Here is a 15,513-nt window from a genome sequence, read left to right as displayed (position 1 = left end):
TCGTTTTATCACTGACGGATAGCCTGAAATCGAGCGTTTTTTATTCACTGGCCATGGTTTCTTCTTATATGCGATTCAATAGTGGTTATATAAAAACTATTTTTATGATTAAATGACATTAATTGATGAAAATATGCACCAGATGACTAAGGTGCAAAAAACGATTTCAGCAAATGAAACATCGTCAGAATTTTGGATGGCGTGCGCATAATTCAATTGAAAATGGGATAACTTATGAAACTGCAACAGCTTCGTTATATTGTTGAAGTTGTTAATCACAACCTGAATGTTTCTTCTACCGCGGAAGGGTTGTACACCTCTCAGCCTGGCATCAGTAAACAGGTGAGAATGTTAGAGGATGAACTGGGCATTCAGATCTTTGCCCGCAGCGGCAAGCATCTGACGCAGGTGACGCCTGCCGGGCAGGAAGTCATTCGTATCGCGCGTGAAGTCCTGTCAAAAGTCGATGCCATCAAGGCCGTCGCCGGCGAGCATACTTACCCGGACAAAGGTTCGCTGTATGTCGCCACGACGCATACTCAGGCTCGCTATGCATTGCCCAGCGTGATCAAAGGCTTTATCGAGCGTTATCCGCGGGTATCGTTGCACATGCATCAGGGCTCGCCGACGCAGATTGCGGAAGCGGTGGCCAAAGGTTCGGCGGATTTCGCCATCGCCACCGAGGCGCTGCATCTCTATGACGATTTAATCATGCTGCCCTGTTACCACTGGAACCGCGCCGTGGTGGTCAAACCCGATCATCCTTTGGCGTCGAAAACGGAAGTCACAATTGAGGAGCTGGCCGCTTATCCGATCGTGACCTACACCTTCGGCTTCACCGGGCGCTCGGAACTGGATACCGCCTTCAATCGCGCCGGCCTGACGCCGCGTATCGTGTTTACCGCAACCGATGCGGATGTCATCAAGACCTATGTGCGTCTCGGGCTGGGCATCGGCGTGATAGCCAATATGGCCGTTGATCCGCAAATAGAAACCGATTTGGTGAAGATCAACGTCAGTCAGATCTTCAGCTATAGCACCACTAAAATCGGTTTCCGCCGCAGCACCTTCCTGCGCAGCTATATGTATGACTTCATTCATCGCTTTGCGCCGCATCTGACGCGCGATGTGGTGGATACCGCCGTGGCGCTGCGTTCGAACGAAGAAATCGAAGCCATGTTCAAGGATATTACACTGCCGATCAAATAATCGGCGGAACGGCGGGGTCAGCCGGCCCCGCGCGGCATTAAACCGGCGGGTATCCGTTGCTTGCAAGATAACCGCTACGCGTAGACCTTTTCTTTATATTCGCACAGATCTTCAATCAGGCAGGAGCCGCAGCGTGGTTTGCGGGCGATACAGGTATATCTGCCGTGCAGGATCAGCCAGTGATGGCAATCAACCTTAAACTCGGTCGGCACCACTTTAAGCAGCTTTTCTTCAACCTGTTCGACGTTTTTGCCGGGAGCAAAGCCGGTGCGGTTGCAGACGCGAAAAATATGCGTATCGACGGCGATTGTCGGCCAGCCGAAAGCGGTATTGAGCACCACATTCGCCGTTTTGCGCCCCACGCCGGGCAAGGCCTCCAGCGCGGCGCGATCTTCGGGTACCTGGCTTTGATGTTTTTCAATCAGCATGCGGCAGGTTTTTATCACGTTTTCAGCTTTGCTGTTAAACAGCCCGATGGTCTTGATGTAGCTTTTTATCCCTTCGACGCCCAGCGCGAGCATCGCTTCCGGCGTATTGGCGACGGGGTAGAGCCTGGCCGTCGCCTTGTTCACGCTGACATCGGTGGCCTGCGCGGAAAGCAGCACGGCGATCAGCAGTTCAAACGGCGTCGTGTATTTCAGTTCGGTTGTGGGATGCGGATCGTTGGCTCGCAGTCTGCTTAAAATTTCAATCCGTTTTTGTTGGTTCATAATGTTTCCCCAGACACATTCGAAGGCGAGTTCCCGGCGCCTGCGGCGATCCTGGCTTGACGTTGCTTCATTTTTTCATCAATCACATACTTCGCCGCCAACATCAGTCCTAAGCCGATAAAGGCGCCGGGCGGCAGCATGGCGAGCAGGAACGGCGAGTCCAGGTGAACGACCTCGATGCGCAGCGCTTTGGCCCAGTCGCCCAGCAATAAATCGGCGCCGTCGAACAGGGTGCCGTTACCCACAATCTCACGCAGCGCCCCCAGAACAAACAGCGCGCTGGTGGCGCCTAAGCCCATGGCCAGGCCGTCGATCGCGGAAAGTCCCACCGGGTTTTTCGACGCATAGGCTTCCGCCCGCCCGATAACAATACAGTTGGTGGCGATCAGCGGAATAAAAATGCCCAGCGACTGGTATAAGCCGTAGGCATAAGCATTGATCAGCATTTGTACCGTACTGACCACGGCGGCGATCAGCATGACATAGATCGGGATGCGGATTTCAGCGGAAGCCCAGCGCCGCAGCGCCGAAACCGAGGCATTGGTCAGCACCAGCACCAGGGTCGTCGCCAGTCCGAGTCCGAGCGCGTTGGTGGCGGTGGAGGACACCGCCAGCAGGGGACAAAGCCCAAGCAATTGCACCAGCGCCGAATTGTTTTTCCACAATCCTTCGACTAAAAGGCGTTTCGCTTCATTCATTGGCGCTCTCCGCAGGCAGGTAGGGAAGACAGTTGGGACGGCAACGTTTCCAGATACAGCGCGCCGCGTTTGATGCTATTAATCACCGCCCGCGGCGTAATGGTCGCGCCGGTAAACTGGTCGAACTGCCCGCCTTCTTTTTTTACCGCCCAGCGGGGGTCGGCGTCATTCTGTACGCGTTGTCCGCTAAAACGCGTGATCCAGTCTGAAATGCGCACATCGACTTTATCGCCTAATCCCGGCGTTTCATGATGTTCGGTCACGCGCGCCCCCAGCACATTACCCATAAAATCCGCGCCAATCAGCAGGTTGATCGCGCCCGAATAGCCGTCCGGGGCGGTGCTTTCCACGGCCGCCGCAACGGGTTCGCCGGCTTTGCGGGCAATGAATACCCGGTGGGCGGACGCTGATCCCAGTGCCGGGTCTGTGACGGTGTAACACTCTTGCAGCAGATCATTGTCATATCTGTCCGCCGGAATAACCTGATCCAGCAGCTTTCTTTGCTCTAGCGCGGCCTGATGCGCGATAGTCGGCGCCGTCAAGCTATTGACGACCGCCGTTAAGGCGGTGGTGCCGGCGGCGAAAAGCGCCAGCGTTGTCGCATGGCGGCGCATCGTGGTTAACATAGCGACTCCTTAGCGGTGATGGCCGTAAGCGCGGGGCTTGGTGTAATAATCAATCAGCGGCACGGTGATATTCGCCAGCAATACCGCGAAGGCGACGCCGTCAGGATAACCGCCGTAGGTTCTGATTAGCCAGACCAGCAGGCCGATCAGCGCGCCGAAAATCAGCCGGCCTCTATTGGTGGTGGAGGCGGTCACCGGGTCGGTGGCGATGAAGAACGCCCCCAGCATGGTGGCGCCGGAGAACAGATGCAACATCGGCGGCGCATATCTTTCTGGCGACAGCATCCAGGCCAGCGAGGCGCACAGCACCAAGGTCAGCAGAAAGCTGACCGGGATATGCCAGCGAATGGTTCCCTGTTGCAGCAGGAATAGCCCGCCGGCCAGAAAACCGATATTCACCCACTGCCAGCCAACCCCCGCCAGCGCGCCGGAAAATAACGGCTGTTGCAGAATTTGCTCTGGCTGATGACCGGCGCGCAGCGCCGTTTTAAACGTATCCAGCGGCGTCGCCTGACTGATGCCGTCAACGCTTTGCATCAGTTGTTGTACCGAATGCCCGGACGGCGTATGCCCGGTAAAAATAGCGACCAGCGCGTCATAGAAACTGACCGGCAGACTTTGCAACGGGGCCGGGGGCAGCCAGCTTGTCATTTGAAGCGGAAACGAGATCAGTAACACCACGTAGCCGATCATGGCCGGATTGAACGGATTTTGTCCCAAACCGCCATAGAGTTGTTTGGCGATCACGATGGCAAATAGAGTGCCGATAACCACCATCCACCAGGGCGCCAGCGGCGGAAGACTGATACCGAGCAGAATGCCGGTGAGCAGCGCTGAATTGTCAGCCAGATTCGCCCGAACGTTAAATTTCCTAAGTGACAATGTCACTGATTCCGCGGCAATAGCGGTTACCGCGGCCAGACAAACCTGAATCAGGTTACCGTAGCCAAAGAAAGAGTACTGAGCCAGCATACCGGGAATACAGGCTATGATCACCAGCAACATAATGCGCTGAGTGCGCTGCTGATTATGTGTAAACGGTGAACTTGCAATCTTGAAAGCCATTTATTCCTCTTGAGACTTCGATGAAGCTTGTGCTGCTTTACGGGCTTTTACCCGCTCGATGGCGGCGGCGACGGCGGCTTTGCGCGGGTCGACGGGCTGATCGGGCGTTTGCGCCGGGGCGGCCGGCGGCGTGCTATCGTCGCCAGCGGCCTGCTGGGCGGCTTTACGGGCTTTTACCCGCTCAATGGCGGCGGCGACGGCGGCTTTGCGCGGGTCGGCGGGCTGCTCGGGCGATTGCGCCGGGGCGGTCGGCGGCGTGCTATCGTCGCCAGCGGCCTGCTGCGCGGCTTTACGGGCTTTTACCCGCTCGATGGCGGCGGCCACGGCGGCTTTGCGCGGGTCGGCAGGCTGATCGGGCGTTTGCGCCGGGGCGGCCGGCGGCGTGCTATCGTCGCTTGCGGCCTGCTGGGCGGCTTTACGGGCTTTTACCCGTGCGATGGCGTCGGCGACGGCGGCTTTGCGCGGGTCGACGGGCTGTTCGGGCGTTTGCGCCTGGGAGGCCGGCGGCGTGCTATCGTCGCTTGCGGCCAGTTGCGCGGCTTTGCGCGCATCGGTCTCGTCTGCCGTATGGGGTTCAGCGCAAGCCGACTGGTTGGCGCGCGCCTGCGCCTTACGCGCGGCGCGGGCCGCGATAGCCGCGCGGTTATCCGGCTGTTGGCCGGGGATCACTTCAATGACGGGCGACGACTTCGTATCACGCACTCGCGCCAGCGCCGACTGAACCGCCTGTTTATCACCTTCTGAAATACCGGCCGCCGCCTGTTGATGGCGCAGTTCCCGCGCCTGTTTTTCGCGCTCAAGCCGCGCTTTCTTCGCATCAAATCGGCGCTTGGCTTGCGCAGAACGTCGAGCTTCTTCGTCAATGGCGCGGATTTCCGCCTTTTCCTGGCGGTAATATTGCACCAGCGGAATATTGCTGGGGCAGACATAGGCGCAGGCGCCGCACTCTATGCAGTCAAACAGATAGTGATCGCGCGCTTTTTCGTGCTCCTGGCCACGGCTGAACCAGTACAATTGCTGCGGCAACAACCCGGCGGGGCAGGCATCGGCGCACTGGCTGCAACGGATGCAGGACTGTTCTTCGGCGACCGGTTCCATCTCCGAATGGGAGGGCGCCAGAATACAGTTACTGATTTTGACGATGGGTACATCCAGCGACGGCAACGTAAATCCCATCAACGGACCGCCCATGATCACCATCGGCTGCCGGCTGATGTGGAATCCGGCATGTTTCAGTAAATGGCGCACGGGCGTGCCTAATCTGGCCCAGACATTGCCCGGCTGTCGCAAGGCTTCGCCCGTCAGCGTGACGACGCGCTCGGTCAGCGGTTCGCCGTCGACAACCGCGCGTTTGATGGCAAAGGCGGTGCCGACATTCTGCATCAATACGCCAATCGCGGCGGAATGTTTGCCAAAGGGAACTTCCTTGCCGGTCAGAATCTTGGTGAGCTGCTTGGCGCCGCCGGACGGATACTTGGTTGGAATAACGCGCAGACCGATGGTCGAATGTGCGGGCAATGCCTGCCGCAGCGCGGCAATGGCCTCGGGCTTATTATCCTCGATGCCGATTAGAATACGCTGCGGCTGTAGCAGATAAGCGAGAATATCGATGCCTTGCACGATTTCATCCGCATGTTCCTGCATCAGCCGGTCGTCGGCGGTGATATAGGGTTCGCACTCGGCGGCATTGATGATCAACGTTTCGATGCCGCGCATCCCGCCTTGCAACTTGGCGGCGGTTGGAAAACCGGCGCCGCCCAAACCGGCGATACCCGCCTGATGCAGGTGGGCGAGCAGGGTCTCCGCGGACTGCGTGCGGTAGTCGCCGAGCGCGCGGCGTTCACACCAGCGGTCTTCGCCATCCGGGGTGATGAGCACGCTTAATTCAGGCAATGCCGAAGGGTGCGCCGTCATGTGATGACGAATCGCGCTCACCGTGCCGGAGGTCGGCGCATGGACCGGCAATGTCCGGCCTTTGCCGCGCGTCAGCGGCTGGCCGCGCAGTACCTGCTCGCCGACCTGGACGCAAAGTTCGCCTTCCGGCCCGAGGTGCTGTTTGAGCGGAATGATAAACTGTTCCGGTAGCGGTATGGCGCGCAGCGGAACCTGGCTGGATTGGGTTTTCATTTCCGGCGGATGAATTCCGCCGTTGAAATCCCAGATCCGATCTTTTTTCAAGGCGGTAAACAGCTTAAGCATGGTGTTCTACTTGAATAACACGAACCGGAATGGCGTTGAGATCCCATTTCCAGCTGTCGGGAGTCGGCGCGACGGGGCGCAGTTCGATACAGTCCGTGGGGCAGGGCGCGACGCACAGATCGCAACCGGTGCAGAGGTCGCTGACGACGGTATGTACCGCTTTGGTGCTGCCGACGATGGCGTCTACCGGACAAGACTGAATGCACTTGGTGCAGCCGATGCAGTTTGCTTCGTCAATCCAGGCGACTTGTCGCTCGGGTTTGCGCACGGCGTCGTCCCCGTCGAGCGGCTGCGGATCGACGTTCAGCTTCTCGGCCAGCTTCAGCATCATCGCTTCGCCGCCGGGTACGCATTTATTGATTTTTTCGCCATTCAGCGAGACGGCTTCGGCATAGGGGCGACAGCCGGGATAACCGCACTGGCCGCACTGACTCTGCGGCAGCATGGCTTCGACCTGTTCAACGACAGGATCTTCCTCGACCTGAAAACGACGCGACGCGTAGCCGAGAATCAGACCGAAAAACAGGGCGAGCAAACTGAGTGCCGCAATGGCGATCCAAATAGCCGTCATTAGAATTTCACCAAACCGGTAAAGCCCATGAAAGCCAGCGACATCAGCCCGGCGGTAATCAGCGCGATCGACGAACCGCGGAAGGGGGCGGGAACGTCGGAAACCGTAAGACGCTCGCGGATGGCGGCAAATAGCACCATCACTAAAGAAAAGCCGGCCGCCGCGCCGAAACCGTACAGCGTCGACTGAAGAAAACCATGGGACATGTTGACATTGAGCAGCACCACGCCCAGCACGGCGCAGTTGGTGGTGATTAACGGCAGAAAAATGCCCAGCAGGCGGTAAAGTTCCGGACTGGTTTTACGCACCACCAATTCCGAAAACTGCACGACGACGGCCAATACCAGAATGAACGCCATGGTTCGCAGGTAAACGATATTGAGCGGCTCCAGGACAAACGCGTTGACTATCCATGAAAACATCGAGCCCAATGTCATCACGAACGTGGTGGCCAATCCCATGCCGATAGCCGTCTCCAGGCGTTTGGATACGCCCATAAACGGACACAGCCCCAGAAACTTCACCAGAACGAAATTGTTTACCAGAAGGGCGCTAACAAATAACAGTGCGTATTCGGTCATTACTCTGCCTAAAAAAACAAAACCCGCACATTATCAGGTATTGTCAGGCTTTCGACAACACACCTAAAGTAAGGATATGGACGAAACCTGAATGAATAGGGGCGCTGAACCCATATAAAGGAACGGAAAGATCATGACGATATCAACGGAAACCGGTGAATAAGCATAATTATTCATTAGCATTATCACCGTTCGGACTTATATCACATAGCGCCACACCGACTTGGGAACGCAACCCAAATCAAATAGCTTGCCGCCGGAAACCAGCTCCGCCCGCCGATGATCCGCGGCCCGATACATATTGATTATTTCCTGGCTGTCGGTCAGGGAGTAGTTGAGATGATCGAAGAGTTTTTCCAGACTTTCCATCGTACTGACCTTCCGAAACTTAAGCAAGTAGTCATGCGCAGTCATAATTAATGAGCTAATAGTTATGATGTTGGGGGATTAAGTATATGCAAGAGATAGGCGCTGTCTATAGGATAATAAAAAAAGAAATATAAATTCTAACCTACTGTTTTAATCCGCAAATCGTCATTATTTCCTGCGCGCTTTGTTCGCCGCGTCCGTGCGGCCCGGCGTTTTTCCGTTAGCGGCTACAGAGTTTGTAATACACCTCGTTCCAGCGCAATGCGTCCCTGAACGCAGGCAGGCGGGTATCGTTGTCGATTACCAGCAGCTCAATATTCTGCATCTCGGCATACAGACGCAGATAGTCCGCATCCAGCGCCTGGCTGAATACCGAGTGATGCGCGCCGCCCGCCAGAATCCAGGCCTCGGCGGCGACCTCCAGCGAGGGTTGCGCTTGCCAGATGGCGCGCGCGACCGGCAGCTTGGGCAACGGGCGCGGCTGTTCAATGGCGTCCACCACGTTAACCAGCATTCTGAAACGATCGCCCATGTCGATAACGCTGGCATTGAGCGCAAGACCGGCGGGCGTGGAGAAAATCAGCCGCGCGGGATCGGCCTTGCCGCCGATCCCCAGATGTTGGGCGTCAAGAATCGGTTTTTGCTCCCGGGCGATGCTGGGGCAGACTTCCAGCATATGAGAGCCGACCACCAAATTATTGTGTGCCTGGAAGTTGTAGGTGTAGTCCTCCATAAACGAGGTGCCGCCGGGCAACCCCTGCGCCATCACTTTCATAATGCGCAGCAGCGCCGCCGTTTTCCAGTCGCCTTCGCCGCCAAACCCGTAGCCTTGCTGCATTAATCGCTGGACGGCCAGCCCCGGCAACTGCTTCAGCCCATACAGATTTTCAAAATCGGTGGTAAAGGCTTTATAGCCGCCCTGTTCCAGAAAACGTTTCAATCCCAGCTCGATTTGCGCCGCATCCAGCAGATTTTGCCGGTTCGGGCCGTGTAGTTTTACCGCATCGGTCAAGTGGTAGCTGGCTTCATACTCGTCAACCAGCGCATCGATATCGCCTTTGGCGACGGCATCGACCACGCCGGCCAAATCGCCCAATCCCCAGGCGCTGACGGAATAACCGAACTGGATCTGCGCGCCGACCTTATCGCCTTCCGTTACCGCCACTTCACGCATATTGTCGCCGAAACGCGCCAGTTTCAGCTGCTTGCTTTCCCGCAGCGCCGCCGCCACCCGCATCCATTTGGCGATACGTTCATGGGCCTGTTTATCCTGCCAGTGGCCGACAACCACCTGGTGCGACTGACGCATCCGGGCGCCGATAAACCCGAATTCCCGGCCGCCGTGCGCCGTCTGATTCAGATTCATAAAATCCATATCCATGGTGTCCCACGGAATTTCCGCGTTGAACTGGGTATGAAATTGCAGCAGCGGCTTGTGCAGAACGCGCAGCCCGCCGATCCACATCTTGGCGGGCGAGAAGGTATGCAGCCAGGTCAGCAGACCGATACAGTTATCCTGATAATTGGCGTCCCGGCACAGCGAGAGAATTTCGTCCGGCGTTTTCACCAGCGGTTTAAGCACCAGTTTTACCGGCAGTCCGGCCTGCTGATTCAGACCGGCGACCACGTTTTCCGCGTTCTCCTTGACCTGACGTAAGGTTTCCGGTCCATACAGGTGTTGGCTGCCGATAACAAACCAGACTTCAAGCTGCTTGAAATGATCCATGATGACTCCTGTTTATTCCCAACGGGAAGCGAAAGTAATTAACCGAGATTCACGCTTGCGCCTGCCGGTTCGCGCGGTAAGCCGGCTCGGCGATGCGGCACCACTGCTGATAACGTTCGTAGAGCCGCTGATACTGTGCGACGCGTCGGCAGTCCGGCGTCAGCGTGCGTTCAATACCGCTGGCCATGTGGCGTTGCGCGCCGGGAATGTCGGCATGAATGCCCGCCGCCACGGCGGCGAAGATGGCCGCGCCCAGCGCGCAGCACTGGTCGGAGGCGACGATTTGCAACGGGCGATTCATCACATCGGTGCAAACCTGCATGATGGTCGGGGATTTGCGGGCGATACCGCCAAGGGCGAGAATGTTCTCGACCGGCACGCCCTGATTTTCAAAGCACTCCATGATGGCGCGGGCGCCGAAGGCCGAGGCGGCGATAAAACCGCCAAACAGCGTCGGCGCATCCGTACCCAGATTGAGATCGGTAATCACGCCTTTTAACCGCTGGTCGGCGAAGGGGGTCCGGCGACCGTTAAACCAGTCGAGCACCACGGGCAGGTGATCCAGCGTCGGGTTCGCCGCCCAGGCTTGCGTCAGCCGCTCCAGCAGTTGCGCCTGCGTCGCCTGCAACTGCGCCTTAATCGCCGGATGATCGTCGGCGGCCTGCTGCAATGACCAGTTCAGCAGCCGGCCAAACCAGGCGTACATATCGCCAAAGGCGGATTGTCCCGCTTCCAGCCCGATATAGCCGGGTACCACGCTGCCGTCCACCTGGCCGCAGATACCTTTAATCGTTCGCCCGGCAATCCGATCTTCCTCGGCAATCAGAATGTCGCAGGTGGAGGTGCCGATCACTTTCACCAGCGTATACGGCTGCGCGCCGGCGCCGACGGTGCCGACATGGCAGTCAAACGCGCCGCCGGCGATAACCACGTTTTCGGGCAGACCAAGCCGTTGCGCCCACTCCGGCGTAATGACGCCGACCGGCTGCTCGGCGGTCCAGGTATCGGTGAACAGCGGGTATTGCAGGTTTTCGCTCAGACAGGGATCGAGCGCGCGCAGGAAGGTTTCCGGCGGCACGCCGCCCCAGTCGGGGTGCCAGAGCGATTTATGCCCGGCGCTGCAACGACCGCGTTTGATCTGGCCGGGCGCATGCGTGCCGGAAAGCAGGGCCGGCGCCCAGTCGCAGAGTTCAACCCAGGAGACGGCGGCCTGACGCACCGCGGCATCCGCACGCGAGACGTGCAGTATTTTTGCCCAGAACCATTCCGAGGAGTAGACGCCGCCGATATAGCGGGTGTAGTCGGGGAACCGGCCGCTGCGGCACAGCGCGTTGATTTCCTCGGCTTCTTCTATCGCGCTGTGATCTTTCCACAGTACGAACATGGCGTTCGGGTTATCGGCGAATTCCGGGCGCAGCGCCAGGATATTGCCCTGCGCGTCGATAGGCGCGGGCGTGGAGCCGGTTGAATCCACGCCGATGCCGACGATCCGTTGACGCTGTCGCGCGCTGAGTCGTCCGGCGGCGGCGCGAATGGCCTGTTCCAGCGATTCAATATAATCCAGAGGATGGTGGCGGAATTGGTTGGCGGCCGGTTGACAATATTTCCCGGCGCGCCAGCGGGGATAATAAACCACGTCCGTCGCCAATTCCTCTCCGGTCTGGCAGTCCACGGCCAACGCGCGCACCGAATCACTGCCGAAGTCGAGTCCAATCGTAATCGCATCCGCACTCATCGCTTGCTCCTGTTCGTCCTCTTTGTCGTGCTGTAACGATAAAGAGAGACAACGCCGGGGGTGAGGAGGCGTTAGCTGGAAGTATGCATTTTTCTGCCGCTGTCGGTCATTTTGTGATGCCCGTCAAAAGTTAACAACCGGTTAAATTCGCTAAATATATGTACAAACCTGTCATTATTTCGGGATGTGATAACGCTCTATCTTCTGGTGAAAAATAACAGCTAAAAGGTAGGGCGTCTGAATGCTGTGGAGGAAAGGAATTGCATCAACGCCGTGTTTTTCCTTTATCCAGACCGGAAATGCCCTACTGGAAACGATTACACGTTTCAGCGTCATCGGCGTGTAAAACGATAAATACACCGGAGAACATCATGCATAAATTCACTAAGGTGCTGGCGACGATTGGGCTGGCCGCCGTTATGTCACAATCGGCTATCGCTGAAACGCTGAAACTGGGATTTCTGGTTAAACAACCAGAAGAGCCCTGGTTTCAGACGGAATGGAAGTTTGCCGATAAGGCCGGCAAGGATCTTGGCTTCGACGTGATCAAAATTGCCGTGCCGGATGGCGAAAAAACGCTTAACGCCATTGATAGCCTGGCCGCCAGCGGCGCGAAAGGCTTCGTTATCTGTACGCCCGATCCCAAACTGGGGCCGGCCATTGTGGCTAAAGCGCGCAGTTACGATCTGAAAGTCATCGCGGTGGACGACCAGTTCGTCAATGCCAAAGGCGAACCGATGGCGTCGGTACCGCTGGTGATGATGGCGGCGACCAAAATCGGCGAGCGTCAGGGGCAGGAGCTGTGGAAAGAGATGAATAACCGCGGCTGGAAGGTGGATGAAACCGCCGTGATGGCGATTACCTCCAATGAGCTGGACACCGCGCGCCGTCGGACAACCGGTTCGATGGAAGCCCTGAAAGCGGCCGGTTTCCCGGAAAAACACATCTATCAGGTGCCGACCAAATCCAACGATATCCCCGGCGCATTCGACGCCGCCAACTCCATGCTGGTTCAGCATCCGCAGGTGAAGAACTGGCTGATCGTCGGCATGAACGATAACACCGTGCTGGGCGGCGTGCGCGCCACCGAAGGTCAGGGCTTTAAAGCGGCTAACGTGATCGGTATCGGCATCAACGGCGTGGATGCGGTGAGCGAACTGTCGAAGGGCCAGGCCACCGGCTTTTATGGCTCGCTGCTGCCAAGCCCGGATATCCACGGCTATAAGAGCATCCAGATGCTGAACGACTGGGTCGCCAAAGGCGTGGAGCCGGAAAAATTCACCGAGGTCACCGACGTGGTGCTGATCACCCGGGAAAACTTCAAAGTCGAGCTGGAGAAAAAGGGCCTGCTGTAATACCGGCGCGGTGATGATATCTCGATCGTTTCGGCCGCGCGGCGGGTAAGTCAGGAGATGGCGGAGCGAGTCTCCGCCGTTTTGACAGCAACCGTTTTAACCATGAGGAAATGGCCATGACGGCACAGTCACCCTATTTATCATTTCATGGCATCGGCAAAGCGTTTCCCGGCGTGAAGGCGCTGACGGACATCAGCTTTTCCTGTTATGCCGGGCAGATCCATGCCCTGATGGGGGAAAACGGCGCGGGTAAATCCACGCTATTAAAGATTTTGAGCGGTAACTATTTGCCTTCTACCGGGGAAATCCATATTCAGGGTAAGCCGGCGCAGTTCAACAATACGATGGATGCCCTGAATCAGGGGATTGCCATTATTTATCAGGAATTGCATCTGGTGCCGGAAATGACGGTGGCGGAAAACATCTATCTCGGCCAGTTTCCGCATAAATACGGCGTGGTTAACTATTCGCTGATGCGTTATGAAAGCCAACTGCAACTCGATCATCTGGGGTTGGATATCGATCCCGATACGCCGCTTAAATACCTGTCCATCGGCCAGTGGCAAATGGTGGAAATCGCCAAAGCGCTGGCGCGCAACGCCAAAATCATCGCCTTTGACGAACCCACCAGTTCGCTGTCCGCGCGGGAAATCGAACAATTGTTCCGGGTAATCCGCGAGTTACGCAGCGAAGGGCGCGTCATTTTGTACGTTTCGCACCGTATGGAAGAGATTTTCGCCCTGAGCGACGCCATCACCGTGTTTAAAGATGGCCGCTATGTCCGCACCTTTGACGATATGGCGCAGGTGAACCATGAATCGCTGGTTCAGGCGATGGTGGGCAGAAACCTGGGCGATATCTATGGCTACGCGCCGCGTACCTGCGGCGAAGCGCGGCTGACCCTGAAGGATGTGAAGGCGCCGGGGGTGAAGTCCACGGTTTCCCTGCAAGTGCGTCAGGGGGAAATCGTCGGGTTATTCGGGCTGGTGGGCGCCGGACGCAGCGAACTGCTGAAAGGGCTGTTCGGGGCGACCCGCATCACCAGCGGGCAGGTACAGCTGGACGGCAAGCCATTAGCGGTTAATTCGCCGATTGAGGCGATCCGTCAGGGCATCATGCTGTGTCCTGAAGATCGCAAGGCGGAGGGGATCATCGCCGTTCATTCGGTACGCGACAACATTAATATCAGCGCGCGGCGCAAGAGTCTGAAGGCCGGCTTCATCATTAACAATCGCTGGGAGGAGGAGAATGCGCGGCAACGGATCCTGGCGTTGAACATCAAAACCCCCAGCGCGCAACAACTGATGATGAATCTTTCCGGCGGCAACCAGCAGAAGGCGATTCTGGGGCGCTGGTTATCCGAAGAGATGAAAGTCATTCTGCTGGATGAGCCAACGCGCGGGATTGACGTCGGCGCCAAACATGAAATCTATCACGTCATTTATGAACTGGCGAAGCAAGGCATCGCCGTGCTTTTCGCTTCCAGCGATCTGCCGGAAGTGCTTGGGCTGGCCGATCGTATCATCGTGATGCGTGAAGGCGCGGTCTCCGGCGAGCTGATGCACGATGAAGCCACTGAGCAGAGCGTGCTGAGTCTGGCCATGTTACGAACCCCTGATATTGAAGCTGCGGTCGCCTGACCGTAAAGGAGCAAACCATGCCAGTAAGTAAAACGGATTCAACGGTCGCGTCTGCGCGCGCTGGAAAGCGGCAAAACGGGATGAGCATCGCGCGTATTTGGGATAACTACGGCATGCTGGTGGTGTTTGCCGTGCTGTTTGTCGCTTGCGCGATTTTCGTCCCGAACTTCTCCAGTTTTATCAATATGAAAGGGTTGGGGCTGGCGATATCCATGTCAGGCATGGTGGCCTGCGGGATGCTGTTTTGCCTGGCGTCCGGCGATTTTGACCTGTCCGTCGCATCGATTATCGCCTGCGCCGGCGTGACCACGGCGGTGGTGATCAACATCAGCCAAAGTTTGTGGATCGGCGTCGGCGCCGGGCTGTTGCTGGGCATCGCTTTCGGTTTGATTAACGGCTTTATCATTGCGCGACTGAAGATTAACGCGCTGATCACCACGCTGGCGACGATGCAGATCGCGCGCGGACTGGCCTACATTATCTCCGACGGCAAAGCGGTCGGTATCGAAGACGAGCGTTTCTTTGAACTGGGCTATGCCAACTGGCTGGGGCTGCCGGCGCCGATCTGGATCACCGTGGCCTGTATGATCCTGTTTGGGCTGCTGCTCAATAAAACCACCTTCGGACGCAATACGCTGGCGATAGGCGGAAACGAAGAGGCCGCGCGTCTGGCGGGGGTGCCGGTGGTCCGCACCAAAATCATCATCTTTGCGCTTTCCGGTCTGGTCTCCGCGGCGGCGGGCATCATTCTGGCGTCGCGGATGACCAGCGGTCAGCCGATGACCTCGATCGGTTATGAGCTGATCGTGATTTCCGCCTGCGTGCTGGGCGGGGTGTCGCTGAAGGGCGGCATCGGCAAAATTTCTTATGTCGTCGCCGGCGTGCTGATTTTGGGGACCGTGGAAAACGCCATGAATCTGCTGAATATTTCGCCGTTCTCGCAATACGTGGTGCGCGGCTTGATTCTGCTGGCCGCGGTGATCTTCGACCGCTACAAACAGCTGGCGAAGAAAACGGTATAAGCCGCGT

General features: G+C 57.4%; 14 protein-coding genes. 4 read left to right on the top strand and 10 right to left on the bottom strand.

Going from position 1 to position 15,513, the window contains the following annotated elements:
* Positions 1–234: 234 nt before the first annotated feature.
* The gene (gene cysB / locus ABRZ26_RS01510) at positions 235–1,209 is read left to right on the top strand and encodes an HTH-type transcriptional regulator CysB (protein WP_319602491.1); all 975 of its coding nucleotides are present in this window, start codon (positions 235–237) and stop codon (positions 1,207–1,209) included.
* A gap of 74 nt (positions 1,210–1,283) precedes the next feature.
* Here the strand turns inward: cysB and nth are convergent, their stop codons facing one another.
* From nth to ABRZ26_RS01460, 10 genes are all read right to left on the bottom strand, one after another.
* Complete coding sequence (gene nth / locus ABRZ26_RS01505; RefSeq protein WP_319602490.1) at positions 1,284–1,919, bottom strand: endonuclease III; 636 nt, start codon at positions 1,917–1,919, stop codon at positions 1,284–1,286.
* Complete coding sequence (locus ABRZ26_RS01500; RefSeq protein WP_319602489.1) at positions 1,916–2,617, bottom strand: electron transport complex subunit E; 702 nt, start codon at positions 2,615–2,617, stop codon at positions 1,916–1,918. Before ABRZ26_RS01500 ends, nth begins: the two co-directional genes overlap by 4 nt.
* Positions 2,614–3,243 (bottom strand): electron transport complex subunit RsxG, encoded by a 630-nt coding sequence (rsxG, locus tag ABRZ26_RS01495; RefSeq protein WP_319602488.1) that lies wholly within the window; start codon positions 3,241–3,243, stop codon positions 2,614–2,616. The genes ABRZ26_RS01500 and rsxG overlap by 4 nt, the downstream gene beginning before the upstream one ends.
* Before the next feature lie 9 nt (positions 3,244–3,252).
* On the bottom strand, positions 3,253–4,308 hold the full coding sequence (gene rsxD / locus ABRZ26_RS01490; protein ID WP_319602487.1) for an electron transport complex subunit RsxD: 1,056 nt from the start codon (positions 4,306–4,308) through the stop codon (positions 3,253–3,255).
* Complete coding sequence (gene rsxC, locus ABRZ26_RS01485; RefSeq protein ID WP_319602486.1) at positions 4,309–6,507, bottom strand: electron transport complex subunit RsxC; 2,199 nt, start codon at positions 6,505–6,507, stop codon at positions 4,309–4,311.
* Complete coding sequence (gene rsxB / locus ABRZ26_RS01480; RefSeq protein ID WP_319602485.1) at positions 6,500–7,078, bottom strand: electron transport complex subunit RsxB; 579 nt, start codon at positions 7,076–7,078, stop codon at positions 6,500–6,502. The genes rsxC and rsxB overlap by 8 nt, the downstream gene beginning before the upstream one ends.
* Entirely contained in the window at positions 7,078–7,659 is a 582-nt protein-coding gene (gene rsxA / locus ABRZ26_RS01475; RefSeq protein ID WP_319602484.1) for an electron transport complex subunit RsxA, read from the bottom strand. The genes rsxB and rsxA overlap by 1 nt, the downstream gene beginning before the upstream one ends.
* Positions 7,660–7,857: 198 nt before the next feature.
* Complete coding sequence (ydgT, locus tag ABRZ26_RS01470) at positions 7,858–8,073, bottom strand: transcription modulator YdgT (RefSeq protein ID WP_319602483.1); 216 nt, start codon at positions 8,071–8,073, stop codon at positions 7,858–7,860.
* Positions 8,074–8,248: 175 nt separating this feature from the next.
* Complete coding sequence (gene araA / locus ABRZ26_RS01465) at positions 8,249–9,754, bottom strand: L-arabinose isomerase (RefSeq protein ID WP_319602482.1); 1,506 nt, start codon at positions 9,752–9,754, stop codon at positions 8,249–8,251.
* 49 nt (positions 9,755–9,803) lie between these two features.
* Entirely contained in the window at positions 9,804–11,489 is a 1,686-nt protein-coding gene (locus ABRZ26_RS01460) for a ribulokinase (protein WP_319602481.1), read from the bottom strand.
* Positions 11,490–11,860: 371 nt separating this feature from the next.
* Between ABRZ26_RS01460 and ABRZ26_RS01455 the strand changes: the two genes are divergently transcribed.
* The 3 genes from ABRZ26_RS01455 (at position 11,861) to araH (ending at position 15,506) form a co-directional block, all read left to right on the top strand.
* The gene (locus ABRZ26_RS01455; RefSeq protein WP_319602480.1) at positions 11,861–12,844 is read left to right on the top strand and encodes an arabinose ABC transporter substrate-binding protein; all 984 of its coding nucleotides are present in this window, start codon (positions 11,861–11,863) and stop codon (positions 12,842–12,844) included.
* 116 nt (positions 12,845–12,960) lie between these two features.
* Positions 12,961–14,484, top strand: coding sequence for an L-arabinose ABC transporter ATP-binding protein AraG (gene araG / locus ABRZ26_RS01450; protein WP_319602479.1), 1,524 nt, complete (start codon positions 12,961–12,963; stop codon positions 14,482–14,484).
* 17 nt (positions 14,485–14,501) lie between these two features.
* The gene (araH, locus tag ABRZ26_RS01445) at positions 14,502–15,506 is read left to right on the top strand and encodes an L-arabinose ABC transporter permease AraH (protein WP_319602478.1); all 1,005 of its coding nucleotides are present in this window, start codon (positions 14,502–14,504) and stop codon (positions 15,504–15,506) included.
* Positions 15,507–15,513 lie beyond the last annotated feature (7 nt).

Source organism: Brenneria sp. L4-2C (assembly GCF_040240335.1).
Taxonomy (GTDB): Bacteria; Pseudomonadota; Gammaproteobacteria; order Enterobacterales; family Enterobacteriaceae; genus Brenneria.
This window is presented reverse-complemented; position numbering and strand designations above follow the sequence as displayed.

Excerpts from the sequence above, each read along its gene's own strand:
- cysB (WP_319602491.1), top strand. The coding sequence starts at position 235 with ATGAAACTGCAACAGCTTCGTTATATTGTTGAAGTTGTTAATCACAAC.
- nth (WP_319602490.1), bottom strand. The coding sequence starts at position 1,919 with ATGAACCAACAAAAACGGATTGAAATTTTAAGCAGACTGCGAGCCAAC.
- ABRZ26_RS01500 (WP_319602489.1), bottom strand. The coding sequence starts at position 2,617 with ATGAATGAAGCGAAACGCCTTTTAGTCGAAGGATTGTGGAAAAACAAT.
- rsxG (WP_319602488.1), bottom strand. The coding sequence starts at position 3,243 with ATGTTAACCACGATGCGCCGCCATGCGACAACGCTGGCGCTTTTCGCC.
- rsxD (WP_319602487.1), bottom strand. The coding sequence starts at position 4,308 with ATGGCTTTCAAGATTGCAAGTTCACCGTTTACACATAATCAGCAGCGC.
- rsxC (WP_319602486.1), bottom strand. The coding sequence starts at position 6,507 with ATGCTTAAGCTGTTTACCGCCTTGAAAAAAGATCGGATCTGGGATTTC.
- rsxB (WP_319602485.1), bottom strand. The coding sequence starts at position 7,078 with ATGACGGCTATTTGGATCGCCATTGCGGCACTCAGTTTGCTCGCCCTG.
- rsxA (WP_319602484.1), bottom strand. The coding sequence starts at position 7,659 with ATGACCGAATACGCACTGTTATTTGTTAGCGCCCTTCTGGTAAACAAT.
- ydgT (WP_319602483.1), bottom strand. The coding sequence starts at position 8,073 with ATGACTGCGCATGACTACTTGCTTAAGTTTCGGAAGGTCAGTACGATG.
- araA (WP_319602482.1), bottom strand. The coding sequence starts at position 9,754 with ATGGATCATTTCAAGCAGCTTGAAGTCTGGTTTGTTATCGGCAGCCAA.
- ABRZ26_RS01460 (WP_319602481.1), bottom strand. The coding sequence starts at position 11,489 with ATGAGTGCGGATGCGATTACGATTGGACTCGACTTCGGCAGTGATTCG.
- ABRZ26_RS01455 (WP_319602480.1), top strand. The coding sequence starts at position 11,861 with ATGCATAAATTCACTAAGGTGCTGGCGACGATTGGGCTGGCCGCCGTT.
- araG (WP_319602479.1), top strand. The coding sequence starts at position 12,961 with ATGACGGCACAGTCACCCTATTTATCATTTCATGGCATCGGCAAAGCG.
- araH (WP_319602478.1), top strand. The coding sequence starts at position 14,502 with ATGCCAGTAAGTAAAACGGATTCAACGGTCGCGTCTGCGCGCGCTGGA.